The sequence below is a fragment of the Desulfofundulus luciae genome (assembly GCF_030813795.1).
Taxonomy (GTDB): Bacteria; Bacillota; Desulfotomaculia; order Desulfotomaculales; family Desulfovirgulaceae; genus Desulfofundulus; species Desulfofundulus luciae.
This window is the reverse complement of the sequence record NZ_JAUSUX010000001.1, coordinates 230260-257140: the sequence shown is the minus strand read 5'-3', so window position 1 is coordinate 257140 and position 26881 is coordinate 230260. Positions and strand designations below refer to the sequence as shown.

The 26881-nt window shown below is 58.9% G+C and carries 21 protein-coding genes; 3 read left to right on the top strand and 18 right to left on the bottom strand.

All coding sequences use genetic code 11. The features are described 5' to 3' along the window. The first annotated feature begins 108 nt into the window (after positions 1–108). Both J2Z49_RS01210 and J2Z49_RS01205 read left to right on the top strand, forming a co-directional pair. Positions 109–393, top strand: coding sequence for a metal-sensitive transcriptional regulator (locus J2Z49_RS01210; protein ID WP_307399087.1), 285 nt, complete (start codon positions 109–111; stop codon positions 391–393). A 374-nt stretch (positions 394–767) separates the two neighbouring features. After that, positions 768–1052, top strand: a complete 285-nt coding sequence (locus tag J2Z49_RS01205; protein WP_307399085.1) for a CC/Se motif family (seleno)protein — start codon at positions 768–770, stop codon at positions 1050–1052. Positions 1053–1176: 124 nt separating this feature from the next. On the opposite strand, the gene J2Z49_RS01200 is transcribed toward J2Z49_RS01205, so the two are convergent. The 18 genes from J2Z49_RS01200 to uvrA all read right to left on the bottom strand — a co-directional run bounded on the left by J2Z49_RS01200 (position 1177) and on the right by uvrA (position 26164). Then, positions 1177–3192: a sodium-translocating pyrophosphatase gene (locus J2Z49_RS01200; RefSeq protein ID WP_307399083.1), complete on the bottom strand. Its 2016-nt coding sequence runs from the start codon at positions 3190–3192 to the stop codon at positions 1177–1179. Positions 3193–3353: 161 nt separating this feature from the next. Beyond that, positions 3354–3581, bottom strand: a complete 228-nt coding sequence (gene secG, locus J2Z49_RS01195; RefSeq protein ID WP_072867274.1) for a preprotein translocase subunit SecG — start codon at positions 3579–3581, stop codon at positions 3354–3356. A gap of 60 nt (positions 3582–3641) precedes the next feature. Continuing rightward, a complete protein-coding gene (gene eno / locus J2Z49_RS01190) occupies positions 3642–4943 on the bottom strand; it encodes a phosphopyruvate hydratase (protein ID WP_307399080.1) in 1302 nt (433 codons plus the stop codon). A gap of 63 nt (positions 4944–5006) precedes the next feature. Next, positions 5007–6554 carry a 2,3-bisphosphoglycerate-independent phosphoglycerate mutase gene (gpmI, locus tag J2Z49_RS01185; RefSeq protein WP_307399078.1) on the bottom strand — a complete coding sequence of 516 codons (1548 nt, stop codon included), beginning with the start codon at positions 6552–6554 and terminating at the stop codon, positions 5007–5009. A 72-nt stretch (positions 6555–6626) separates the two neighbouring features. Then, positions 6627–7388, bottom strand: coding sequence for a triose-phosphate isomerase (gene tpiA / locus J2Z49_RS01180; protein ID WP_307399076.1), 762 nt, complete (start codon positions 7386–7388; stop codon positions 6627–6629). A gap of 10 nt (positions 7389–7398) precedes the next feature. Beyond that, the gene (locus J2Z49_RS01175) at positions 7399–8565 is read right to left on the bottom strand and encodes a phosphoglycerate kinase (RefSeq protein ID WP_307399165.1); all 1167 of its coding nucleotides are present in this window, start codon (positions 8563–8565) and stop codon (positions 7399–7401) included. Positions 8566–8771: 206 nt separating this feature from the next. Next, positions 8772–9803: a type I glyceraldehyde-3-phosphate dehydrogenase gene (gene gap / locus J2Z49_RS01170; RefSeq protein WP_307399074.1), complete on the bottom strand. Its 1032-nt coding sequence runs from the start codon at positions 9801–9803 to the stop codon at positions 8772–8774. A 243-nt stretch (positions 9804–10046) separates the two neighbouring features. Further along, complete coding sequence (gene rpoN / locus J2Z49_RS01165) at positions 10047–11462, bottom strand: RNA polymerase factor sigma-54 (protein ID WP_307399071.1); 1416 nt, start codon at positions 11460–11462, stop codon at positions 10047–10049. Between the two features lie 71 nt (positions 11463–11533). Beyond that, positions 11534–12538: a DNA-binding protein WhiA gene (whiA, locus tag J2Z49_RS01160; protein WP_307399069.1), complete on the bottom strand. Its 1005-nt coding sequence runs from the start codon at positions 12536–12538 to the stop codon at positions 11534–11536. 347 nt (positions 12539–12885) lie between these two features. After that, positions 12886–13746, bottom strand: coding sequence for a polysaccharide deacetylase family protein (locus tag J2Z49_RS01155; RefSeq protein WP_307399067.1), 861 nt, complete (start codon positions 13744–13746; stop codon positions 12886–12888). Between the two features lie 200 nt (positions 13747–13946). Next, positions 13947–15281 (bottom strand): gluconeogenesis factor YvcK family protein, encoded by a 1335-nt coding sequence (locus J2Z49_RS01150; RefSeq protein ID WP_307399066.1) that lies wholly within the window; start codon positions 15279–15281, stop codon positions 13947–13949. 17 nt (positions 15282–15298) lie between these two features. Further along, on the bottom strand, positions 15299–16150 hold the full coding sequence (gene rapZ, locus J2Z49_RS01145) for an RNase adapter RapZ (protein WP_307399064.1): 852 nt from the start codon (positions 16148–16150) through the stop codon (positions 15299–15301). A gap of 173 nt (positions 16151–16323) precedes the next feature. After that, entirely contained in the window at positions 16324–17385 is a 1062-nt protein-coding gene (locus J2Z49_RS01140; protein ID WP_307399062.1) for a bifunctional phosphoglucose/phosphomannose isomerase, read from the bottom strand. Positions 17386–17435: 50 nt separating this feature from the next. Then, positions 17436–19406, bottom strand: coding sequence for an amylo-alpha-1,6-glucosidase (locus J2Z49_RS01135; protein WP_307399060.1), 1971 nt, complete (start codon positions 19404–19406; stop codon positions 17436–17438). 71 nt (positions 19407–19477) lie between these two features. After that, positions 19478–20485 carry an ROK family protein gene (locus tag J2Z49_RS01130; RefSeq protein WP_307399058.1) on the bottom strand — a complete coding sequence of 336 codons (1008 nt, stop codon included), beginning with the start codon at positions 20483–20485 and terminating at the stop codon, positions 19478–19480. Further along, entirely contained in the window at positions 20478–21287 is an 810-nt protein-coding gene (locus tag J2Z49_RS01125) for a Cof-type HAD-IIB family hydrolase (RefSeq protein WP_307399056.1), read from the bottom strand. Before J2Z49_RS01125 ends, J2Z49_RS01130 begins: the two co-directional genes overlap by 8 nt. A gap of 100 nt (positions 21288–21387) precedes the next feature. After that, a complete protein-coding gene (uvrC, locus tag J2Z49_RS01120; protein WP_307399054.1) occupies positions 21388–23247 on the bottom strand; it encodes an excinuclease ABC subunit UvrC in 1860 nt (619 codons plus the stop codon). A gap of 19 nt (positions 23248–23266) precedes the next feature. Then, complete coding sequence (gene uvrA, locus J2Z49_RS01115) at positions 23267–26164, bottom strand: excinuclease ABC subunit UvrA (RefSeq protein ID WP_307399052.1); 2898 nt, start codon at positions 26162–26164, stop codon at positions 23267–23269. A 152-nt stretch (positions 26165–26316) separates the two neighbouring features. Here uvrA and J2Z49_RS01110 point away from each other — a divergent pair, with 152 nt between their 5' ends. Continuing rightward, positions 26317–26880, top strand: a complete 564-nt coding sequence (locus J2Z49_RS01110; RefSeq protein WP_307399050.1) for a Uma2 family endonuclease — start codon at positions 26317–26319, stop codon at positions 26878–26880. Position 26881 lies beyond the last annotated feature (1 nt).

Sequence of the window (26881 nt, the reverse complement as noted above, 5' to 3'; positions counted from 1 at the left end):
GGGATTTGCTCTTGACAAACTGCAGGATTAATAGTAAACTTTTATATACCATACGGGGTATGGGGCTTTGGAGTTGTGATTTGACCTTCCGGGAAAGGAGCAGGCTTCATGAAAAAAGACCCGGTTTACCGGCAGGAAGTGCAGGAGGAATTGCTGGCCCGGTTAAAGCGCATAGAGGGGCAGGTGCGGGGAGTGTCCAGGATGATCCAGGACCAGCGCAGTTGCGGTGAAGTGGTCATCCAGCTGGCGGCCATTAAAGCGGCCATCAACCAGGTGGCCATGACCACCCTGGCCTGCCACCTGGCCGACGAGATTATGGAGGGCCTGGCGGGAGGCAAGGAACTTAAAGACATAATGGCTGAATTCATGCAGGTCTTTCGCAAGTTCACTTAACATTGCGCCCGTAATCATTCCTGCCATCGCCCTAAAGGCACGGCGTTGTCTGGAGCGAATGATTTTGCCCAGCACTCACTGAACAATGTTGCTTTACCCAGACCTGCTGTGACAAGCAGTGAATGCTGGTATTTGAAGTACAGCTTTTCCAGTGAGTGCTGGGGAGCATATGAGTGAGCGGGACCCAGCACTCACTGGAACACTAGCTCTTCCCAAAACCTGATTTGTCAATTAAACCTGAAACACCGGGAGCAGAGTCATATTGTGGTGAGTGCTGGGCCGTGCCTGACGTCGCACATTAACCTGGTCAGCCGTACATTAACTGAATATTATGGGTCATTGAGTAATCACATAAGAACAGGAGGGTGGTTTTTGTGGTTCAGGTACATGTATCCGACGAGGCCAGGGACTATATACTGCAACAAACCGATACCATCACCCTGGTTATGGAACTCTGCGGCGGGTGAGGAGGCATGACCTATGAGCCTGCCGTGTATGCAGGCTTACCTGCCGACGTGGAAAGGTTCCACCAGACCGAGGCCAACGGCCTCAAGGTGTTTCTCCCGAAAAATGCCAGGGTAGCCCCGGATGGGGTGAGTATCGACATCACCGGCAAAGGCGTATGGCGACGCCTTTCCATTCAGGGGTTGCTCGGTTGAGGCGGTAATCACCGCAAACGGAAGCCGGGGTAAGGGCAACTGGAAAGTGGGTTAACTCAGGCCGCGCATATAAAAGTACCCCTGCCGCATACGGCAGGGGCATTTTTTATTGCCAGTTTTGATCCTAGCGGGCGATATTGGCAATCAACGGGATGATCAGCAGCGCCACGATATTCACGATCTTGATCATCGGGTTGATGGCCGGTCCCGCCGTATCCTTCAGCGGGTCTCCGACGGTGTCGCCGGTTACCGCCGCAGCATGGGTGGGAGTACCCTTGCCGCCGTACATGCCCTCTTCAATGTACTTCTTGGCGTTGTCCCAGGCACCGCCGCCGGAGGTCTGGAAGATGGCCAGGAAGAGACCGCTGATGATGGTGCCCATCAGCATGCCGCCCAGGGCGTCCCGTCCCAGGAGCAGGCCTACGATCACTGGGGAGAGAACGGGGATCAGTCCGGGCAGGATCATTTCCTTCAGGGCACGGCGGGTGACGATATCCACGCAACGGCCATATTCCGGCTTGGCCTTACCCTCCATAATGCCCTTAATTTCCCGGAACTGCCGCCGCACCTCGTTGACCACCTCGTAGGCCGCCCGGCCCACGGCACCAATGGCCAGGGAGGAGAACAGGTAGGGCAGGGCAGCACCGATGAACAGGCCGGCCAGCACCCACGGGTTGTGGATGGAGAAGGTGAGCTTCTCACTGGGAACAAAGTCCGCCAGGTGGTGGGTGTAGTCGGCAAAGAGCACGATGGCCGCCAGGCCGGCAGAACCAATGGCGTAACCCTTGGTCACCGCTTTGGTGGTGTTGCCCACGGCATCCAGCGGGTCGGTGATGTTGCGCACTTCTTCCGGCAGCTCGGCCATTTCGGCAATACCGCCGGCATTATCGGTAATGGGCCCGTAGGAGTCAATGGCCACGATGATACCGGTCATGGAGAGCATGGCCATGGAAGCAATACCGATGGCATAGAGCCCTTCCGCCCCGCCGCCGCCGATCAGGTAGGAAATCAGAATACCGGCTATGATTACAATGGCAGGCAAAACGCCGGCCTCCATAGCCACAGAGATACCGGTAATGATGTTGGTGGCGTGACCGGACTGGGAAGCTTCAGCAATGGACTTCACCGGGCGGAAACTCTTGGATGTATAGTAGTCGGTAATGTACACGATGGCTACGGTGACGACCACGCCGATGAGAGCGGGCCAGAAGAAGGCAGTGGAGCCCAGCACGGCACCGGTGACAAACCAGAAGCCGATCAGGGCCAGGATGGCGGAAGCCCAGAGCCCCTTGTACAGGGCGCCCATGATGTTGGTACCGCCGCCCATCCGGACAAAGAAGGTACCGATAATGGAGGCAATGATTGCGACTGCTCCCAGAACCATGGGATAGACCACGTACTGGGGTTGATCTTTGAAGATCAGGAAACCGAGGAGCATGGCACCGACAGCAGTCACGGCATAGGTCTCGAAGAGGTCGGCAGCCATACCGGCACAGTCACCGACGTTGTCACCCACGTTGTCGGCAATAACCGCCGGGTTCCGGGGGTCGTCTTCGGGAATGCCGGCTTCCACCTTACCCACCAGGTCGGCGCCGACGTCGGCACTCTTGGTGTAAATGCCGCCGCCCAGACGGGCAAACACGCTGATCAGCGAACCGCCAAAGCCCAGGCCCACCAGCGCCACCGGGTCCTTAAAAATGACGTACATGGCCGATACGCCCAAAAGGGCCAGGCTCACACACATCATCCCCGTCACGGCGCCGCCCCGGAAAGCCACCTGCAGGGCATAGCCGATGCCGGACTTGGCCGCTTCCGCCACACGGGTATTGCCCCGGGTGGTCACGTACATGCCGATATAACCGCACAAACCGGAGAAAACAGCACCGATGACAAAGCCGACTGCTGTCCAGTAGTTAAGGCCGAACAGGATAATCAGGGCTACTATCACACCAACCAGGGCTATGGTCTTATACTGCCGGTTGAGATAGGCCATAGCCCCTTCCTGAATGGCCGCCGAAATTTCCTGCATGCGCTGGGAACCGGCTGGACGACTAAGTACCCATGAGGCCAGATAACCTGCAAACAGGATCCCGATAATGGCAGCCACTATCCCGGAATAGGTCACCCACGACTGTACCAAGAATATTCCCCCCCATGGTTAATTTTTTAAACAGCCTGTCATAAAATACCTAACCTCCCCCTCCCGATCACCTCCCCTTCCCGGTAACAGGCGCCGCACACCTTTCTTTTATAAATCTTCTGGCTGGTGGACGGCAGCCTGCAAAGAATAAGACAATGGGCTTATATCCATAAGCCCAAAACCAGTGATGTAATGGCAAATAACACCGCCACTACCGTAGTCAGTTTGCTGAAAAATTCGTCCAACCCTTTCTTTTTACCGAACAAAACCTCCGCTCCCCCGGCTATGGCCCCGGAGAGCCCGGCACTTCTTCCCGACTGCAAAAGCACTGTGGCAATGAGAGCAATGCTTAAGAGAACGTGAAAGGCTATTAAAACGCCTTTTAACACCCGCTGGCACCTCCCCTTCCATTCGTTGTTATTATAGCACAGAACAATAATAATTGACAATTACACATGCGGGATAAATTGGAGACGTGAGGTTCTCAGGGCGTTCCGGCCCGGATAAATAGCGGTATCACCAAGTTGTTCCTCTATGCGCAGCAACTGGTTGTACTTGGCCACCCGGTCGGTCCGGGAAGGCGCTCCGGTCTTAATCATGCCGGTACCGGTGGCCACCACCAGGTCGGCAATGAAGGTGTCTTCCGTCTCCCCGGAACGGTGGCTGACCACCGCAGTGAACCCGGCCCGCCGGGCCATTTCAATGGCTTCCAGAGTTTCGGTGAGGGTGCCGATCTGGTTCACCTTGATCAGGATGGAATTGCTGGCCCGCAGTTCGATCCCCTTTTGAAGCCTTTCCGTATTGGTAACGTAAAGGTCGTCCCCCACTATCTGCACCCTGCCGCCCAGGCGGGCAGTAAGCTTCGGCCAGTTCTCCCAGTCGTCCTCGGCCAGGCCGTCCTCAATGGAAAGGATGGGATAGCGCTCTACCAGGGAAGCGTAAAAGTCAATCAACTCCTCCGCAGTGAAAGGCTTCCCTTCCAGCATGTAGCGGTCTTCCTTGAAAAACTCTGTGGCCGCGGGATCGATGGCCAGGGCCACATCTTCCCCCGGCCGGTAGCCGGCCGCCTCGATGGCCTCCATAATTACCGCGCAGGCTTCTTCATTGGAACTGAGGTTGGGCGCAAAGCCGCCCTCGTCGCCTACGGCGGTATTCAGGCCCTTTTTCTTGAGCACCTTTTTCAGGTTGTGGAAGACCTCGGCCCCCATCCGCAGGGCCTCGGCAAAGCTGGGGGCCCCTACGGGCATGATCATGAATTCCTGGATGTCCACGTTGTTGTCGGCGTGCTTGCCGCCGTTCAAAATGTTCATCATTGGCACGGGCAGCCGCCGGGCATTGACTCCGCCGAGATATTGATAGAGGGGCAGTCCCACCGCCTGGGCCGCCGCCCTGGCCGTGGCCAGGGAAACACCCAGGACGGCGTTGGCACCCAGGTTGCTCTTGTTTGGCGTGCCGTCCAGCTCGATGAGGGTCATGTCCAGGCCCACCTGGTCGGTGGCGTCAAAGCCGATGATCTCGGGGGCGATTTTTTCAATTACGTTGTTTACGGCCTTTTGCACGCCCTTGCCCAGGTAACGGGACGGGTCGCCATCCCTCAGTTCCACCGCTTCGTGGGCGCCGGTGGAAGCCCCGGAGGGTACGGCTGCGCGCCCCAGAGTGCCATCTTCCAGCAGCACGTCCACCTCCACGGTGGGGTTGCCCCGGGAATCGAGAATCTCCCTGGCGTATACGTCAACTATGGTTGTGCTCATGAATTTCTTCCTCCTCGGTTGTATTATGGCAAGGATGCGCCGAATAACAGGCATACTAAATTTCTAACACTCCATAATTAACGACTCGCCGGTCATTTCCGGCGGCCTGGGAATCCCCATCAGGTCCAGCACGGTCGGGGCAATATCCGCCAGAATGCCCCCCGGACGGAGTTTTACCCGCCCGAGATCCTCCCCGATCAGTATAAATGGAGCCCGGTTGGTGGTATGGGCGGTATGGGGATGCCCGTTGGGTTCCAGCATTTCATCGGCATTGCCGTGATCGGCGGTAATAATGACCGTACCGCGCTTTTCCAGCACGGCCCCCACCACCTTCCCCAGGCACAGGTCTACGGTTTCAATGGCCCTGACCGCCGCAGCCATGTCGCCGGTATGGCCCACCATGTCCGCATTGGCATAATTCATGATGATTACCTGGTATTTATCCGCAGCCAGCTGCTCCAGGAAGGCGTTCGTAACCTCCGGGGCGCTCATCTCCGGCTTCTGATCGTAGGTAGCCACTTTGGGAGAGGGAATTAAAAGGCGGTCTTCCCCGGGATAGGGCGTTTCCACTCCCCCGTTGAAGAAAAAGGTGACGTGGGCGTATTTTTCCGTTTCGGCCAGGCGCAGCTGCTTGAGCCCCAGACGGCTGATCACTTCCCCCAGGGTGTTGGTGGGATGGTGAGGTTTAAAGGCCACCGGAGCGTTTATGGTTTTATCGTAAAGGGTCATGCAGGTAAAATGCACCCGCGGGCGGTTTGCCGGGCGCTCAAAGCCGGCAAAATCCTCGTCCACAAAGGCCCGGGTGATCTGCCTGGCCCGGTCGGGGCGGAAGTTGTAAAAGATCACCGCATCGCCGTCTTCGACCACCGCCACGGGAGCATCTCCCCCGGTAATTACCGTGGGCTGCACAAACTCATCGGTTTCCCCGCGCCGGTAGGATTCTTCCAGGGCCTGCATGGCGGAAGGCGCCTTCAACCCTTCCCCCAGGACCATGGCCTCATATGCCCTTCTGGTGCGGTCCCAGCGGCAGTCCCGGTCCATGGCGTAGTAGCGCCCCATAACCGTGGCAATCTCGCCCGTACCCAGTTCCCGGCACTTTTCTTCAAGCTGCCGAATGTATTCCCCGGCATTATCGGGGGGAACGTCCCGGCCGTCCAGGAAACAGTGTACGTACACCCGCGGCAAATTATGCCTCCTGGCCAGTTCCAGCAGGGCAAAGAGGTGGGTAATATGGCTGTGCACGCCGCCGTCGGACAAAAGACCCATCAAATGCAGGGCCCCGTGGTTGGCCCGGACATGCTCCACGGCCGCCACCAGGGCTTCATTGGTAAAAAAGCTGCCGTCCCTGATGGCCCGGGTAATGCGGGTCAGCTCCTGGTAGACAATGCGCCCGGCCCCGATATTGAGGTGCCCCACCTCCGAATTGCCCATCTGGCCGTCGGGCAGGCCCACATCCTCCCCCGATGTTCCCAGGGTGGTGTGGGGATAGGTGGCCCAAAAGCGATCCATATTGGGCGTCCTGGCCTGGGCTATGGCATTTCCTTCTTGTTCATCCCTCAGGCCCCAGCCGTCCAGGATAACCAGGACCATGGGGACATGCTTTATTTCCATCGAAAACCTCCAGGATGTTGAAAATACTGGCTTGGCCTGCTTTGTCTTGCAGCAAAAGCACCGTTTGGCGATCTATCCCCGCAGCGCCGCCCGGACAATGGCGGCAAAGCTGTCCACCTTCAGGCTGGCGCCGCCCACCAGGGCGCCGTCTATATCGGGCTGCCCCAGCAGTTCGGCGGCATTTTCCGGCTTGACGCTGCCGCCGTACTGGATGCGCACCTGCCGGGCCGCCTCCCGGCCGCCCATCCCGGCCAGCAGGTGGCGGATAAAGGCGTTCACCTGCTGGGCATCTTCCGGCAAGGCCGTGCGGCCGGTGCCAATGGCCCATACCGGTTCGTAGGCCACCACCAGGCCGGCCAGCTCGGTGCCGGAAAGGCCGGCCAGGGAACGGCGCACCTGCCCGGCAATAACCTCTTCCGTATGCCCCGCTTCCCTTTCTTCCAGGCGTTCGCCCACACAGACAATGGGGACGAGCCCGTGTTTTAAAGCCGCCTTTACTTTGGCATTGACATTTTCATCATTCTCGCCGAAATACTGCCGCCGCTCCGAGTGACCCAGGATCACATAACGGCAGCCGATTTCTTTCAACATAACCGGAGAAACTTCTCCCGTATAGGCTCCCTCTTCGACCCAGTACATATTCTGAGCACCCAGGGCAATGTTGCTGCCCGCCAGTTCCCGGGCCACGGCATAGAGGGCTGTAAAAGGGGGGCAGACGGCCACTTCCACTCCCCGGACACCGGAAAGGGCCTCCTTCAGCCTCCGCACAAATTCTACCGCTTCGGCGACGGTCTTGTACATTTTCCAGTTGCCTGCCAGTAAGGGTATGCGCATGGTCTTTCCCTCATTTCCCTCTGTCCATTAGCACTGCCACACCCGGCAGGACCTTGCCTTCCAGAAACTCCAGGGAAGCACCACCGCCGGTGGAGATATGGGACATCCTGCCGGCCACCCCGGCCTTTTCCACCGCCGCCGCCGTATCTCCCCCGCCCACGAGGGTGGTGGCTTTGCTTTCGGCGAGCGCCCGGGCCAGGCCAAAGGTGCCCGCCGCAAAGGGGGCCATCTCAAAAACACCCATGGGGCCGTTCCAGATGACGGTACCGGCATCGCGCACCTCGGCGGCAAAGGTTTCTACCGTTTTTGGGCCGATGTCCAGGGCCATCCACTCTTCCGGCACAGAATCCACCGCTACCACCCTGGGTTCCGCTTCCGGGCGGGCCGCCTCGGCAACCACCAGGTCCAGGGGTAACACCAGTTTGACGCCTGCCTTTTCCGCCCGGGTCATTAAATCCCGGGCCAGGGCCACCCGGTCCGCTTCCACCAGCGACTTGCCCAGGGCATATCCCCGGGCGGCCAAAAAGGTATTGGCCATACCCCCTCCAATGAGCAGGGCATCCACCTTGCCCAGGAGGTTTTCAATGACGCCAATCTTATCGGAAACCTTGGCCCCGCCCAGGATGGCCACAAAGGGACGGGAGGGGTTGGACAGGGCCTGATTCAGGACGGTAATTTCCTTTTCCATGAGAAACCCGGCTGCAGCGGGCAGGAAGTGGGCCACCCCCTCGGTGGATGCATGGGCCCGGTGGGCGGTGCCGAAAGCATCGTTCACATATACGTCGGCCAGTTCGGCCAGTTGCCGGGCAAAATTTTCATCGTTTTTTTCTTCTCCGGGGTAAAAGCGCACATTTTCCAGCAGCACCACATCGCCGGGCTGCATCCCGGCGATGGCCCTTTTGGGTTCATCCCCGACACAGTCGTCCACCTTGACCACCGGCCTGCCCAGCAACTCGGAGAGGCGCCGGGCCACCGGGTCCAGGCGGTAGCGGTCGTCCACCTTGCCCCTGGGACGCCCCAAATGGGAGGCCAGGATCACCCTGGCCTGCCTGTCAATCAGGTACTGGATGGTCGGTAGTGCCGCCCGGATCCGGGTGTCATCGGTAACATTACCCTCCTGGTCCAGGGGTACGTTAAAATCTACCCGTACCAGTACCCGCTTACCGGTTACTTCCATGTCCCGGATGGTTTTGATCACGCATATACCTCCCTGATGGAAATTGTAACATAATATTCGGGCGGTACTTTTCCACTCCCCGGCGAAAAGGCCGCGGAAGGACTGCCGCCCTTTTCTTCTGGTCTTGCCCATTACCTGTTCCGGCGGGCACCGCGTCAGGGGCCCGCCGGAAACACCTGCCTGTGTATATTCTTTGACATGTTTTACTAAAATCCTCTTTCGGCCATGTATAAAATTAAGTCCAGGATGCGGTTGGAATAACCCCATTCATTGTCGTACCAGGCCACCACTTTGACCATGTCCTCACCAATAACCATGGTCGACGGGCCGTCCACAATGGCCGAGTGGGAGTCCCCGCAGTAATCCACCGATACTAAAGGCAGGTCGCTGTAGGCCAGGATCCCCCTGAGCTTACCCTCGGAAGCGTCCTTCAGGGCCCCGTTGACCTCCTCCACCGTAACTGGCCGGCGCAGCTGGGCCACAAAATCCACCACGCTGACATTGGGGGTGGGCACCCGCATGGCCATACCGTTCAGCCTGCCTTTCAACTGCGGGAGCACCAGCTCCACCGCCCTGGCCGCACCGGTGGTGGTGGGAATAATGCTCATGCCCGCGGCCCGGCCCCGGCGCAGGTCCCGGTGGGGCATATCCAGGATCTGCTGGTCGTTGGTATAGGCATGGACGGTGGTCATGAGACCCTTGATTATGCCAAACTGCTCATCCAGCACTTTAGCCACCGGCGCCAGGCAGTTGGTGGTACAGGAGGCATTGGAAACCACGTGATGTACGGCAGGATCGTAAAGCTCCTCATTCACGCCCATGACCACCGTCAGGATGTCCCCTTTGGCCGGGGCGCTGATGACCACCTTCCGGGCCCCGCTGGAAAGGTGCACGGAGGCGTCTTCCGCCGTTTTAAACTTGCCGGTGGACTCCACCACCACATCCACTCCCAGTTCACCCCAGGGGATATTGGCGGGATCCGCCTCGGCCAGGACCACGATCTCCCGGCCGTTTACCACCAGGGAGCGCTCATCGGCCTGCACATCGGCGTCCAGCCGGCCGTGTACCGGGTCGTATTTCAAAGCGTGGGCAAGGGTGCGGGCGTAGTTTCCGTTCACCGGAAGCCGCCGGGACTTGTGGTTTACGGCCACCACCTGGATCTCGGGATGCCGGAGCGATGCCCGCAAAACATTTCTCCCTATCCTGCCGAAACCATTAATCCCTATTCTTACCGTCATTATTCCCTCTCGCTCCTTTCAATAGTATACCTCATTTAGTAAAATTTATTTGAATTATGACATTCTTATTCGCCATCCAGTCAAATAGTTCCTCCTTTTTCTGGTTAATTGAGATAAAAAAATTGGGTACCGGTTACAAAACCGGTACCCGGGTGGAAAGTTACCCGCGTTAAAAGTCTTCCAGCTCCACGCGGGCGGCCGCCCCGGAAAAGGGACCGTCCCGTGGAGTGGCCCGGCACCAGGCTAGTAGCGCTTCCTCTGCTGGACGGAAGGAATACCCAATTCACCCCGGTATTTAGCCACGGTGCGCCGGGAGATGCGAATTCCTTGTTTAGATAAAATTTCCGCAATCTTCTGGTCATTTAACGGCTCTTTGGGATCCTCCGCCGTCACAATTTCCTGGAGCATCTTTTTAATGCTTTCAGCGGAGGTCAGGTTCCCACCGTCGCTGTTAATCCCCGTTGGGAAGAAGTATTTCATTTCAAATACTCCCTGGGGGGTCTGGATATACTTGTTGGAAGTGGCCCGGCTCACGGTAGATTCATGCAGGCCGACCATTTCAGCCACCTGCTTCAAATTAAGGGGTTTTAAATATTTCACCCCGTGGTCCAGAAAATCACGCTGCAGTTGTACTACGCAACTGGCCACCTTGTAAAGAGTCAAACGCCGCTGTTCTATGCTGCGGATCAACCAGACCGCCGCATTGAGCTTGCTTTCCACAAAACGGCGGGTGCGGGAATCAATGTTTTCCTGCTGGCTGAGCACCGAGCGATAGGCAGGGTTGATGGTCAGGCGGGGCAAGGATACATCGTTGATAAGGATGACATAGTCGTCTCCGACTTTTTCCACCACTATATCCGGTACCACATAGCGCACCTCATGGGGAGTGGAAAAATTACGGCCAGGCTTCGGATCCAGGGTTCTCAAAATATCGGCCACCCGCTGGATTTCACTGACGTGGACATTAAGCTGTTGGGCCAGGCGGTTAAACTTGCCCCTGGCCAGATCCATTAGATGATAGCGGATGATCCGTTCCAGCAGCGGATCTTTAATACCCAACTGGTTGACCTGAATGAGCAGGCATTCCTGCAGGGTGCGGGCACCCACCCCCGGCGGGTCAAAGGTCTGGATTAGCTTCAGCGTCTCTTCTACGGCCCCGGGAGATACGGCCAACTGTTTGGCGGCCTCCTCCACAGTGGTCTGGAGGTAGCCGTGCTCGTCAATATTGCCGATCAGGTATTCGCCGATAACCCTTGCCTCGGGACTGCACTTGCTTAAATACAGCTGGAACATCAGGTGTTCCAGCAGGGTAGGCGCCTGGGAAAGAAAACTTTCATAATTATGGGCAGGGGGCTCGGGGTCCCGCTCCACCCGGGGAAAGCCCAGATCACTGGAATCCTGGAAATACTCCTCCCAGTCCAGGTCATATTCCCTCTTTTCTTCCCCTCCCTCAAGCTCCCACTCAAATTCTCCTTCTTTCCCGTTTTCATCCGTTTCTTCTTCCCGCAACTCCAGAAGAGGATTCTCCTGCAGCTGTTGTTCTATATACAGGGAAAGCTCCAGGGAGGACAGCTGCAGCACGGTTATGGCCTGACGCAGCTCGGGAGTCATGATTAATTTTTGCGTTTGTTCCACGTTAAGTCCGTAACCCAGGCGCATGGCCTTCCACTCCTCCAAAGCTCCGCCATTAACAACGTTAATTTTCTGAAGATAAACTATTTCTTTATTCTCTAAAGCTGCAGGTTTCTCCTGCCGCCTCTGAGAGACGTGAGGAGAGCTCCGGCAGGGACCTCGCACGAAGGTTCGCGGAGCTTTTTAGCAATCTCATCCAGCCTGCGCAGCCGGTGGTTCACGCCGGATTTACCCACCCGGGGCTCGAGCATTTCCCCCAGTTCCCGTAAACTTGCATCGGGATACTGCAGGCGGGCCTCGGCTACCTGCCGCAAAGCCGGCGGGAGTTTTTCCAGCCCCATGGTGTCGGCAATGAAGCGAATATTCTCCACCTGGCGCAGGGCCGCATCCACCACTTTGTTCAGATTGGCCGTTTCACAGTTCACCAGGCGGTTCACCTGGTTGCGCATGTCCTTATATATGCGTACGTTTTCAAAGTCTAAAAGGGCGGTATGGGCTCCCATAATATTCAGCAGGGCCACAATCTGGTCGCTGTCCTTTAAATAAACCACATGCCAGTTTTTGCGGGCGCTCACCCGTGCCTCCAGACCGAACTCCCCCATCAGCCGGCCGAGTGCCCGGGCAAGCTCGACGTTGCCCGTGATGATTTCCAGGTGATAGGTGCCCTCGGGGTTGTTCACCGACCCTCCTCCCAGGAAGGCTCCCCGCAGGTAGGCACGGCGGCAGCATTCCCGGCGCACCAATTCCCTGGGGATGCCCCCGGTCAACCGGCCGCGGGCATCCACCATACCCAGGCGGCGCAAAATGTCGGCCATACCGGACGGGGGGGAGACCCGCACCTGGTAGAGGTTCTTTTTGCGCAGCCGGTTCTTGCGCTGCACCAGGACCTCGGTATGCACACCAAAGATTTCCTTAAAAAGAGAAAAAATTTTGCGGGCAACGGCTGCATTTTCGGTGCCAATGGTAAGGGCGGTTTTAGGCCCCGTGCCGATGGACAGGCTGCCGTCCATTTTGACCAGGGCAGCCAGTTCGGCCAGCCTGCAGCATTTTTCCTTCCCCACCACCCGGGCCAGTTCATTTTTGGTCAGGGTAGAAAAGGACATTTAAGCTCACCTTGAAAATATTATACCACAACGGGGACGGGTTTTACCGGCCTGTCCTAAAAATAGTACTTGCCTGCCGTTTGCACACGCTCGCTCCGTTCCCCAGCACTCACCCAGCACTCACCGGATCCAGGTACCTGCGCAGGGACTAAAGCAGCATATGGTTAGCAGTTACTATAGAGAACCCGGTTGCTGTGAGTGCTGGGTACCCGCGTAGGGATTGAAACCCACATACCCAGCAATCATCCATACCAAAGAACTCTGGTTGCAGTGAGTGCTGGGTCGCTTCGTGCAAAACGGCGGCCATTTTCATCCTCTGTTGGTGGCGCTGAATGCGTCATGAGTATCTACTCCTTTAAAGGGGCGGAAGAATAATAATGTTTCACCAGTTCCGTAATGAACTTCTGCAGGTCGTAGCTGCCCATGACCCGCACCCGTTTCAGGGTAAAGGGGTCATCCCCGGGGCCTGCCAGCCCCTGCCTGGTCGTAACGGCGGCACGGTACCCGCTTTCCCTCACCACCCGGGCCACCTCCCGGTTGTACTCGCCGTAAGGATAGCTGAAAACCTCTACCGGACGCCCCAGCTCCGCTTCCAGGAGGGCCTTGCTTTCTTTAATCTGGCGCCGGACTTCCTCCAGAGAAAGCCGGGTCAACCGGGGGTGATCCAGGGTATGGGCACCAATGGTTATGCCGTAACTGGCCATCTCCTTAAGCTCCCGCCAGCCGGCCATTTTGTTTAAAGGCTGTCTTCCGGCATCGAAGGTATTTGTCTTGCCTACCGTATGGGCTACCACGAAAACGGTAGCGGTAAAACCATACTTTTTTAAAATGGGAAAGGCATAAGTATAATTGTCCAGGTAGCCGTCGTCAAAAGTAATCACCACCGGCCTGGGCGGGAGAGGTTTGCTCTTTTGGAAGTGATCCACCACGTCGGTAAGGGAAACTGTGTGAAACCCGTGGCCGGCCAGATATTCCATTTGCCGGGCGAACTTTTGCGGGGGCACCCGCAGCCCCAGACCTCCCGTACGGGGATCGGGGTTTACCTTGTGGTACATCAGAATAGGTATCTCCATCTCTCCCCGTTCAGGCGGCGGGAGGGGATGGGCCAGGCTCTGGGCCAGGGAATCGGCTGCGTTCCGGGCGCCGGCCAGAACCAGCAATAAAAGCAACGGCAGCGTCACGATGACGATCAAAATTCTTGCGCTCATCTAGCCCTCCAGATTCTTTTCCCCAACATTGACTGTCGCAAAACGCGGGAGTAAGGGGTAACCGCCCCCCGGTAGGCTTTGCGACAGCACCCAACCGTGTCCTAACAAGATCTTAACACCCGCCTCTGGCCCTGACAACTGCCATTTCGACAAAAAACCTCCCGCTTTCTGCGGAAGGGTGGTTGATTTATTTAACCGGGTCACATGCGCCCCGAACGCAGGCTGCCGTTTAAAGAGCCGTCGAACGACCCGAAGGGTTCTCCCGATTTTCGCTCCAGGAGGGCCAGCTCCAGGATCAGGCGGGCCAGTTTATCGGGGTGATGGCGGACCACGTTGCTTTCGTGCACCAGGTTGGCACCAATTACCGCCACTCCCATCTGCCGCAATCTCTCCCCATCCACCACCACCGGCACTGCTCCCTCCCGGCGATAGCGCGCCTTCAGCCGGGCCGGTATGCCGCCCTGGTTGACCACCACGTAATCCACAATGGGACCGGCGTGGTTGAAAATGGCCTGCAAGTGATCGCTGGCGGCGTAACCGTCGGTTTCCCCGGGCTGGGTCATCACATTGCAGACATAAATGCGCACGGCCCGGGTGCGGGCAATGGCCTCCGGAATTCCCCGCACCAGAAGGTTGGGCAGGATGCTGGTATAAAGGCTCCCCGGTCCCAATACCACCGCATCCGCTCCGGCAATGGCCTGCAATGCTTCGGGCAGGGGGTAGCAATCCCCGGGCACCAGGAAGACCCGTTTAATGGGCTTCCTGCACTGGGGAATGGTAGATTCCCCGTATACCAGCGTGCCGTCGGATAGTTCCGCCCCCAGAACCACATTTTGCAAGGTAACGGGCAATACCTGCCCCCTGATGGCCAGCACCTTGCTTAAGGCCTGCACGGCTTCGTGAAACCCCCCGGCCACGTCGTTCAGCGCCGCCAGGAGCAGGTTGCCCAGGTTGTGGCCGGCCAGGTCCCCGCTTTTAAAGCGGTACTGGAGCAGGTCCTCCATCAACGATTCCTTATCCGCCAGGGCCACCAGGCAGTTGCGGATGTCCCCCGGGGGAAGTATACCCAGTTCCCCCCTCAGCCGGCCGGAACTCCCGCCGTCATCGGCTACGGTCACAATGGCCGTAATATTGCTGGTATATTGTTTCAAACCCCTCAACAGTACCGACAGCCCCGTGCCGCCGCCAATTACCACTATCCGGGGTCCCCGGCGCAGGTGCTGGCGGGTATAGATAATATCCGCCAGGCGCATGCTCTCCCCGGGAGCCAGGGCGTCCACCACCGAACGAAAGGCCTTGAAGTTGCCGTAGACCAGGGCCGGCAGACCCAGTACCAGGAGAAGCGCGCCCCCGAGCCAAACCCGCCCGGGGCCGAAAAGCTCCGCGAACCAGACCATCAGCACCGCCTGGTGCTCCCGGGGCAAAAGACGGCCCAAAAGGCCGATGCCGGCAGCGGCCAGCACCAGGCCCAAAAAAGACAGGGCCAGCCAGCGCTTGAAATGCAAGCCGGGGTAAAGCCACTTGAACAGGTGCATCACCTTTCACCCCTGTCTTAACGGGGAAGATCCCGGTGCCGCACGGCCACCCGGTAACCCTGCTCCGCCAGGTGGGCCCCCAGACAGCTGGCCAGGGTTACGGAACGGTGCTGGCCACCGGTACAGCCGATGGCAATGGTCAGGGTGGTTTTGCCCTCCTGGATGTAGTGGGGAAGGAGAAAATCAATAAACTGATAGAACCGGTGTACGAATTCCTGGCTCACCGGGGCGCACAGGACATAATCCCGTACGGCCGGATCGTTTCCGGTCAGCGGGCGCAGCGCCGGGTCGTAATGGGGGTTGGGCAAAAAGCGCACGTCAAAAACCAGGTCGCTGTCCAGAGGTATGCCGTACTTGTACCCGAAGGAAATTATTGTAATACGCAGGGGCGCCCCGGCATTATCGCCAAATAAACTGATCAGTTCTTCCTTCAACTGCTGGGGGGTCATTTCGGAAGTGTCGATTATTTTATGGGCCCGCCCCCGCAGTTCCCGCAGCCGCTCCCTTTCCTGCCGTATGCTCTGCAGCACTTCCCCGTCGACGCTCAAGGGGTGGCTGCGGCGGGACTCCTTGTACCGGCGGACTAAAGTGGCATCGGAGGTTTCCAGGAACAATATCTCGTAGCGGAGCCCCTCCTTTTCCAGGTCGGCCAGCACTTCAAAAAGGGCGTCGAAAAACTCCCCACCCCGGATATCCACCACTACTGCTATTTTATTAATCCCCCGGGAAGATTGTGAACAAAGATCCAGAAACTTGGGAATGAGCCTTGGAGGCAGGTTGTCCACACAAAAGAAGCCCAGATCCTCCAGAATCCTTAAGGCCTGGGTCTTACCGGCCCCGGAAAGACCGGTAACGATTACCAGCCGCATAATTATCACCAACTCATTAGCCCGGCTCAATTTGCCGAATACGTAAGTGTTCAGTTAACCCGCTTAAGGCACGGCCCAGCACTCACCACAATATGACTCTGCTCCCGGTGCTTCAGGTTTAATTGATAAAGTTTTGGGAAGAGCTAGTATTCCAGTGAGTGCTGGGTCCCCGCTCACTCCTCCGCCAGGCGGGCTTTGAGCGTGTCGATCACCCTGACCGGGCCGGGGTCCACGCCGTACAGCATGGCCAGGTACACGCTGGCATAGTCTCCGATATAAACCAGCGAGTACATGCGGGCCAGGGTGCCGCTGCCCCGGGCCATAATTTCGACAACACCGGCCACCTCACCTTCCATGATTTCGCGGGTGATGGCAAAACGTTTCTGCACCCGCGGGTGATCCTGGGGATCCCGCAAAATAACCACATAAAGCCGGCGCAGGAGTTCACCGGGAAACTCAAAGCCAACCAGCTCGTTATGGTTCAGCTCCGGAAATACGTTCCAGTAAGCAGGGGCCTTGGCATTTTCATTGATCTGCCCCTTCCAGCGCTGGGCCACCACTTCCGTGGTCCCGCTGGAACCCCAGATTACCGGAATGCGGTTATGGAAATTGGCCGCCAGCATCTTGGCCTGGTTGGAATCCCGGGGAACTTCCGGCTTGAGCTTCTCCCGCATGGATTGCAACAGGGAGGTGCACTCGGCCACCTCATGGCTGAGGTCCGGCAACAGGCCCATCCGGTAAAGCACGGCCAGGGTGGGAATAAAGAGGTATCCCGTTGCCGAACGGGGGGCAATGCCGCCGGGCACGGTAATCACCGGCACGCCGTCGTTTCCGGCCAGTTCTCCTAACTTTCCGCCGGTGGTTAGAACTACAATCCGGGCACCCTTTTCCCGGGCCTGGACGTAGGCGCTCAAGGTTTCCTCGGTATTGCCGGAATAACTGACGGCGAAAACCAGGGTGTACGGTCCGACAAATTTGGGCAGCACGTAGTCCCGGTTGACCACCACCGGCACGTCCAGGCGCTGCGTGGCATAAACCCGCAGGAGATCGCCCCCGATGGCCGAACCTCCGAGACCGGTAACCACTACCTGGCGGAGATTATCCATGGGAGAAACGTCGGCGGCCATACCCAGCTCCCAGGCCCGGGCACATTGTTCGGGCAACTCCCACAGGGCTTTGAGCATTCCCTTCGTATCGGCATTATACATGGCCTGTGCATCATCCAGAATGGGCAAAATGGACCCCTCCTTTGATTCAAAAATTTTAAAACATGATTCTAAATTTGTTAAATTTGCGGTCTGATTTCCAGCACGTCCTCCACATAGGCCCGGAGCACTTCCGCCACACCCCAGGCTTGGGCAATACACCCCCGGGGGACAATGGGCTCGTTGCCGTCAAAGATTTCGGAGATATAGCCCACCCCGTGGTCGCGCAGCTGGTCCTGGAAAGGAACAAGAAAACGTGCCGCCTGCAACCGGCTGGCCGTGGAGTAATGGTGTACCTGGCGCCAGGCCGTAACAAATGGCCCGATCAACCAGCTCCAGACCGTCCCCTGATGGTAGGCACCGTCCCGCTGCCACCGGTCGCCGCTATAAACCCCCCGGTACCGGGGGTCGCTGGGGGATAAGGTGCGCAGCCCGTAGGTAGCGTATAGTTCCTGCCAGACACGGGTCAGCACCCTTCGCCCCCTACCGGCATCAACTATGGTGAAGGGCAGGCTTAAGGCAATAACCTGGTTGGGGCGCAGGGAAGCGTCCTTCCCCTGCTCACCGACCACATCGTAGAGATATCCACCCTCCTCAAACCAGAATTCCCGCAAAAAACTTTCCCTGTGCTTTTCCAGCAGGTCCTGGTAGGGAAAAGTATCCCCGTACCGGACAGCCAGTTCCCGCAATACGCACAGCGCATTATACCAGAGGGCGTTGATTTCCACCGCCTTACCGTGGCGGGGCGTGACCACCCATTGATCCACCCTGGCATCCATCCAGGTCAGCTGCAGCTCCGGAGAGCCTGCCGCCAGCAGCCCATCTTCATCCACTTTAATGTTAAAGTGAGTACCTTTGATATAGTGATGGGCAATTTCTTTCAGAACCGGATAGATCTCCCGGCGGATAAAGGCATGGTCCCGGGTATACTGCAGGTACTTCCAGACCGCCCAGAAATACCACAGAGAGGCATCCACCGTGTTGTAAAGGGGCTCCCTGCCGGCATCGGTAAACATGTTGGGCAGGAGCCCGTCCCTGCAGTAGCGGGCATAGGTAACCAGGATGTCCCGGGCGTCATCATAACGGCGGGTAACCAGGGTCAACCCGGGCAGGGCAATCATGGTGTCCCTTCCCCAGTCGTTGAACCAGTGATAACCGGCGATGATACTTTTCGCGCCCGTGGACCGGCGGTAGACAATAAAGCTGTCGGCGGCCTGCACCAGCTGGCGGGCTAAAACGCTCCGGTACCCGGCCCTTTTCACCAGTTCCTGCAGGCGGCGAATTTCCAGTTCCAAAAGGGCTTTCCCATCGAGGGTAAAAACTTCCTCCAGGGTGGCAATAAAAGTTATGGTTTTTGTCTCCCCCGGTTCAAGGGGAATGGTAAAATCCCCGGGTATAAAATGGTCCTCCCGGGCTTCCAAACCCCGCCTTTGTTCTTCCACGTAAAACATATCGTAAAACCAATCATCGCGGCCGTTGAATTTACCTTCACTGCAAACCAGGCGCAGGGCGGGAATCCGTGGGACTGCCTTTACCGCCACCCCGAAAGGAATTTCTTCCCGGGAAAAGTTAATCTGCCCCTTCCGGGTGGTCCAGTGGAAGTCCCGGCAGTTAACCAGGGGGGTCAAGCGCAGGACGGCGGGGTTCGCACCGTTGTGAATGCGGTAAAGGATGACGGTGCTGTTTTCACCGTAGATCATAAAAATCTGTTTCTGCAGGGTGATGTCGCCAAAAGACAAAATAAAGGTGGGAAAGGGATTAAACAGTACCTGCTGCAGGTGGACAAATCCGAACTCCGTCACACCCCCCCCGGTGTGGTTGGTGGCCAGGTTGTACGTGCACCGGGGGGTTTCCAGGCGTTCATCCAGTTTGGCTAAAAGCAGATTGCGCCGTACCGGCGGGGAAAGGGAAGCCACGAGCAGGCCGTGGTATTTGCGGGTATTGACACCGATAATGGTGGAGGAGGCATAACCACCAAGACCGTTGGTGACCAGCCATTCCTTTTCAATACCCCGCTCAAAGTTGCGCCATTCCCCTTTGCCAAAGCGCAACGCACCTCCTCCTTTCCCAATAGCCCGGATCGTTTCAGTAATATGCATAGAATAGTCCATTACAGCGCCCCTTATACCACGGGGTTGGGAGGTTTTTCCCCCCGCGCCTTCTGAAGGGCCAGGGCCACCGCCCCCATTAAACCGGACCGCCCGCCCAGTTCTGCCGGCACCAGCCGCACCCGCTTGAGGGCAGGGGCCCAGGCGCGCCGGGACACTTCCTCTTCCATGGTTTCCCACAAGAGGGGTCCCACCTGCATGGCCCCGCCCCCCAGCACCACCAGGGCCGGATTTAACAGGTTGATGACGTTGGCCACCCCGATACCGAGGGCCCGGCCGGCGTTGATGATTATTTGCCGGGCCTCGGCATCACCCGCAGCGGCCGCCCGGGCCACCTCCCGGGCGGTGATGGCGTCCACATCTCCTCCCGCCGCCTCCAGGATGGCCCTGCCCCCGCCGGACTCCACCAGGCGGCGGGCCTCCCGGGCCATGGCCGTCCCGGAAGCCATGGCCTCCAGGCAGCCGTAATTGCCGCAGCCACACCGGGGGCCGCCGGGGTCTATGGTCATGTGGCCGATTTCCCCGGCCCCGTAGCCGGCGCCATGGTACAGCCGCCCCCGCAGGACCAGGCCGCCCCCGATGCCAGTGCTGACGGTGATGTAGACCATCTCCTCCTCACCGCGCCCGGCCCCGTAGACGTATTCCCCTAAAGCGGCCAGGTTGGCATCGTTGTCCACCGCCACGGGAATACAAAGCCGCTCCTCCAGATGTTCTTTCAGGGGAACATCGTGCCAGCCCAAATTTGGTGCCTGGTAGACCACCCCGGTGGCGGCATTTAAGGGACCGGGAGAGCCGATCCCCAGGGCCAGGGGCGGCCCTTGCTCCCCGGCCTGTTTTAATACCTGGTCCACCGTTTCCACAATCCGCCCGATCACTGCCCCTGCTCCCTCCCAGGGCCGGGTGGGAACCATGACTTCGGCCAGCACGCGGCCGCTCTGCTCGGCCAGGGCGGTATAAATTTTCGTACCACCCAGATCAACGCCGACAACAATTCCCCTCACTACCCCCACCTCTTCAGGCATAACCCAGGATAAATTTCTCCACCACCCGGGCCACGCCGCCATCCTCATTGGAAGCCGTAACGTAATCGGCCCGGGCCTTGACCTGAGGCCGGGCATTGGCCACCGCAACTCCCAGGCCGGCCCACTCAATCATTTCCAGGTCGTTGTAGCTGTCCCCCACGGCAATGACCTCCCCGGGCTTGAAACCGTAAGCGGCGGCCACCGCCGCCAGGGCGTGCCCCTTGGTGGCCTGCGGGTGGGAGAACTCCAGAAAGTAAGGCTTGGACTTGGTGATATGAAGGTTATCCCCGTACAGGGGTCTTAATTCCGTGGCCAGTTCGTCCAGTTTCTCTTCCCGGGCAATCACCAGTACTTTGGTGGGATCCTGCCGTGCTTCTTTCAAAAAAGGAACGAGCGGTCCCACTGCCCGGGCCTGGACCCCGGAGATAGACTGGTAAAGCCTGCTTTCGTCAGTGTGCCGCTCAACGTAAAGGTGGTCGTCCAGGTAGATATTGATATGATAACCACGGGACTGGACCCGGGCAATGATGTCCATGGCGCAGGCGAGGGGCACCGGCCGGTGAACCACCACCTCCCGGGTGACGGCGTGCTTGACTAAAGCCCCCTGGTAAGTAATCAGAGGGGCGTCGATCTCCAGTTCCCGGGCAAAGGGCAGGGTGGCCCGGTACATGCGCCCCGTAGCCAGGGTAACCACCACGCCGGCACGCCGGGCCAGGGCCAGGGCCCGCCGGTTGTCTTCGCTGATGCGCAGGTCTTTATCCAAAAGGGTATCATCAAGATCTACAGCCAGTAATCGATACAAGGACTCATTCCCCCAGAAAAACAGCATTACCCTGCCGCCGCAGGTAATGAGTTAAGCATATCTCTGGATATTATACCATGGTTTTCTGAAAAAACCAGTCCTAACCACGCAAAAAACGGTAAACGGCCAGGGCGGCCGCCCGGTTCATCCCCGGCACGGCGGCCAGCTCCTCCACCGTAGCCCGGGCCATATCCTCCAGTGAAGGGAAGGCTTTCAGCAGGGCCCGGCGGCGCACGGGACCGATTCCCTCGATCTCGTCCAGAAGGGACTTGAGGTTGCGCCGGGTGCGCAGCTGCCGGTGGTAGGTCACGGCAAAGCGGTGGGCCTCATCCCGCAGGTGCTGCAACAGGTGCAGGGCCCGGGAATCCCGGGGCAGGCGAATGGGCTCGGAGCGGCCCTCGGCAAAGAGCAATTCTTCCTCCTTGGCCAGGCCAAAGGCCGGGATGTGGGCAAAGCCCAGCTCTTTCATGACCTCCCGTACCGCCGACAACTGGCCTTTACCCCCGTCCACAATGACCAGGTCGGGCAGGCGGTAAAATTTGGCCTGCCTGGTGGATAACTGGCCGGTCTGGACCAGTTCCCGCTCTTCCCTGGCGCGGGTAAAGCGGCGCGTGAGCACTTCCTTCAGGGAGGCAAAGTCGTTTGGCCCTTCCACGGTGCGGATTTTAAACCGCCGGTACTGGTCGGGCGCCGGCCGCCCCTCCTCAAAAACCACCATGGAGGCCACGCTTTCCTCGCCCTGGGTGTTGGATATGTCAAAACATTCGATGCGGTAAGGTATGCTCTCCAGGCCCAGTTCCCGGGCCAGCTCCCCGCAGGCATCCCTGCCCTGCCCCCGGGACTTCTGATCCTGCTCGACCTCCTGCAGGGCCAGAAGGGCGTTTTTGGCCGCCAGGTCCACCAGTTGTTTCTTTTCTCCCCGGCGGGGCACCACCAGGCGCACCCTGGCCCCCCTGATGCCGGAAAGCCATTCTTCCATCGCCGGGCGTTCCTGGGGGTCTATTTCCGGAAGGAGAATTTCGCCGGGGATAAAATCGGCGCGGGCATAATACTGCTTAACAAAGGCGGTGATCACTTCCACCGGGGTGTTTTCCGCACCGGGCACCAGGAATTGATCCCGGCCTATGAGCTTGCCGCCCCGCACAAAGAAAACCATCACCAGGGACAGGTCATGATTTTGGGCCAGGGCCACCACGTCCCGGTCTTCCTTACTGGTTGACAGCACCTTCTGATTTTCCAGCACCTGGCGCACGGCCTGCAGCTGGTCCCGGAGGCGGGCCGCCCGCTCAAATTCCAGTTTTTCCGCCGCCTCGTTCATGCGCCTGGTAAGCTCCTTAATCAGGTCGTCCTGGCGGCCCTCCAGGAACAGGCTGATCTCCCGGATCATGGCCCGGTATTCCTCCCTGCCCACCTGGCCCGAACAGGGGGCCAGGCAGCGGCCGATATGAAAGTTGAGGCAGGGACGGTGCCTGGCCGGCATCACACCCTCAGCCAGTTTTTGCTTGCAGGTGCGGAAGGGAAAGAGCCGGCGCAAAAGGTCCAGGGTTTCGTGCACCGCTCCCGCCGAAGTGTAGGGACCGAAATAACGGGAGCCGTCCCTGACCACCCTGCGGGTGACGTGCACCCGGGGGAAGTCCTCCCCCAGGGTTACTTTAAGGTAAGGATAACTTTTATCGTCTTTAAGGTAGATGTTATAGCGGGGGCGATGCTCCTTGATCAGGTTTGATTCCAGAATGAGAGCCTCCACTTCGTTGTCGGTCACAATATACTCAAAGTCCACCGCCCGGTTCATCAAGGCCCGGACTTTGGGGCTCTGCCGGGCACCGGACTGGTAGTAGGAACGCACCCGGTTTTTCAGGGAAACAGCCTTGCCCACATAAATAATTTCCCCGGCCGTATCGCGGAAGAGATACACGCCGGGTTTGTCCGGGAGGTGTTGTAATTTTTCCTCGGGTGTCATCCTGCTCCCCTCCCCGTCATCAACCTCCCACCGCACGCACCCCATCAAGTAAGGACGAACCCTGCGTATCCGCTCCACCGGCAAAGAAATGGTGGGATACGGGGGCACTGGCCAGTACCCGGGCCAGAAACTGACCGGTGTATGATTCGCTCACCCGGGCCACTTCTTCCGGGGTGCCGCAGGCTACCACCCGGCCGCCGCCGTCACCGCCCTCGGGACCCAGGTCGATGATGTAGTCGGCGGTCTTGATGACGTCCAGGTTGTGCTCGATGACCACCACCGTGTCCCCGGCTTCCACCAGGCGGTGCAGCACGTGAAGCAGACGGTGCACATCGGCCATGTGCAGGCCGGTGGTTGGTTCGTCCAGGATGTACAGGGTGCGGCCGTTGGAACGCCGGGAAAGCTCGGTGGCCAGCTTAACCCGCTGGGCCTCACCCCCGGAAAGCTCCGGTGCCGGCTGGCCCAGGCGGATGTAGCCCAGACCCACGTCCTGCAGGGTTTTCAGCCGCCGGTGGATCTTGGGGATGTGGCGGAAAAACTCCACCGCCTGGTCCACCGTCATGTCCAGCACGTCGGCAATGTTCTTGCCCTTATATTTTACCTCCAGGGTCTCCCGGTTGTAGCGCCGGCCCTTGCAGACCTCGCAGGGCACGTAGACGTCGGGTAAAAAGTGCATTTCAATCTTGATGATGCCGTCCCCGGCACAGGCCTCGCAACGCCCGCCCTTGACGTTGAAGCTGAAACGGCCCGGCTTGTAGCCCCGCATCCGGGCCTCGGGCAGGCTGGCAAAAAGATCCCGGATGTCGTTGAACACCCCGGTATAGGTGGCCGGGTTGGACCGGGGCGTGCGGCCGATGGGGGACTGGTCCACGTTGATCACCTTGTCCAGGTGCTCGATCCCCCTGATCTCCCGGCAGGCCCCCGGCTGGGTGCGGCTGCCGTGAAGTTCCCGGACCAGGTACTTGTACAGGATTTCATTGACCAGGGTGCTCTTGCCCGAACCGGAAACCCCGGTGACGCAGATAAACACCCCCAGAGGGAAGGTCACATCGATTTTCTTGAGATTGTGTTCGGCCGCCCCCATCACCTCAAGCACCTTGCCGTTGGGCTTCCGGCGCACAGCCGGGACGGGGATGAAGCGGCGGCCGCTCAAGTACTGGCCGGTAATGGAGTCGGGGTTATTGAGGATGTCCTCCAGGGTGCCCTGGGCCACCACCCTGCCCCCGTGCTCCCCGGCTCCCGGGCCGATGTCGATGATGTGGTCCGCCGTGCGGATGGTGTCTTCGTCGTGCTCCACCACGATCACCGTGTTGCCCAGGTCCCGCAGGTGCAGCAGGGTGTCCAGGAGCCGCTGGTTGTCCCGCTGGTGCAGGCCGATACTGGGCTCATCAAGGATGTAAAGTACCCCGGTCAGTCCGCTGCCGATCTGGGTGGCCAGGCGGATGCGCTGGGCCTCCCCGCCGGAAAGCGTACCCGCCGCCCGGTCCAGGGTCAGGTAGTCCAAACCCACGTTGACCAGAAAACCGAGCCGGGCGTTAATCTCCTTGAGCACCTGCCGGGCAATGAGCCGCTCCCTTTCCGTCAGTTCAAGGCGCTGGAAAAATTCCCGGGCTTCCTTTACCGACAGGCGGGTAACTTCCACAATAGAGAGTCCTCCCAGCTTCACCGCCAGGGCCTCGGGCCGCAGGCGGGCTCCGCCGCAGGACGGGCAGGGACGGTCGTTCATGTACCGCTCGATTTCCTCCCGGATATGGGGGGAAGTGGTTTCCCGGTAGCGCCGGGAAAGGTTGTTGATTACCCCCTCAAAGGTGGCCATGTACTGGTGCCGCCGGCCGGAGGCGTCCCGGTAATTGACCAGGATTTTCTCCGTGCCGGTGCCGTAAAGGATTTTATCCAGCTGCTCTTCAGTCAGCTCGGCCACCGGGGTGGAAAGGGAAAAGCCGTACTTTTCGGCCAGGGCTTCCAGGCACGCATAGGCATTGGTACCGCGGAACCAGCCTACGATGGCCCCCTCGGCAATGGACTTGCGCCTGTCGGGAATGACCAGGTCGGGGTCAATCTCCCGCTTCACCCCCAGGCCGGTACACACCGGGCAGGCCCCGTAGGGGCTGTTGAAGGAGAACAGCCGGGGGGCTATCTCCGGCAGGCTGATGCCGCATTCCGGGCAGGCAAAGTTTTCGTTGAACAGCATCTCGGGGCCGTCCACCACGGCAGCCAGGGCCACGCCCCCGGCCATGCCCAGGGCCGTTTCCAGCGAGTCGGCCAGGCGCCGGGCCACGCCGGGGCGAATGATCACCCGGTCCACCACTACCTCTATGGTATGCTTTTTATTCTTATCCAGCTTGACCCCCTCGGCCAGGTCCCTGACCTCGCCATCCACCCGCACCCGGGAAAAGCCGCTTCTGCGGATTTCCTCCAGCACCTTCTGGTGCTCGCCCTTCTTGCCCCGTACCACCGGGGCCAGAATCTGCAGGCGGGTACCTTCCGGCAGGGTCGTGAGCTGATCCACCATCTGCTCCACCGTCTGCCGGGAAATAGGCCTGCCGCAGGACGGGCAGTGGGCCCGGCCCACCCGGGCAAAAATGAGGCGCAGGTAATCGTATATTTCCGTCACCGTCCCCACGGTGGAACGGGGGTTGTGGCTGGTGGTTTTCTGGTCAATGGAGATGGCCGGGGAAAGACCTTCAATGTAGTCCACGTCCGGCTTGTCCATTTGGCCCAGGAACTGACGGGCATAGGCCGACAGGGATTCCACGTAGCGGCGCTGGCCTTCGGCGTAAATGGTGTCGAAGGCCAGGGAAGACTTCCCGGAGCCGGAAAGGCCCGTCAGCACCACCAGCTTTCCCCGGGGAATCTCCACGTCAACATTTTTAAGGTTGTGCACCCTTGCTCCCTTAACGACAATTTTTTCTAGCATAACTCTTCCTCCATATAATGCTCTTTGCCGCACTATAGCGCCACAGAAAAGAATAAAGGGACCCCTTTGACTGTCCCGGGGATATATTATACAATTGACGGTAGCAAAACAAAAGCCGCTCAGGAATATTTGAGCGCAAAGGAGGCCCGGCCATGAGTATCCCCACTCCCCCGGCAGGGAAGATCATCCTCACCTATGAGGATTATCTTGACCTGCCCGACGACGGTAACCGTTATGAAATCCTGGAAGGGGTGCTGCACATGACGCCCTCCCCCACCACCCGCCACCAGCGGGTTTCCCGCAACCTGCAGCGGATTGTCGACGCTTATGTCCTTGAACACAACCTGGGGGAGGTTTTCGATGCTCCCCTGGACGTGATCTTTTCCAATATCAGCATTGCCCAACCGGACCTCATTTTTGTCTCCCACGCCAGGGCGGAAATTATAACCGAGAAAAACATTGCCGGTGCCCCCGACCTGGTAGTGGAAATCCTTTCCCCCAATACTTCCCGCAGGGACAGGATCACCAAAGCCCACGTATACGCCCTTTACGGGGTGTGCTATTACTGGCTGGTTGACCCCGACACCACCACGGTGGAAGAGTACCGCCTGGAGGAAGGGGCCTACACCCTGGTCAGCCGGGTCACCGGTAACGAACTCTTTAAACCGGAAATTTTTCCGGGACTGGTCGTAGACCTTTCGAAGGTGTGGGCCTGAT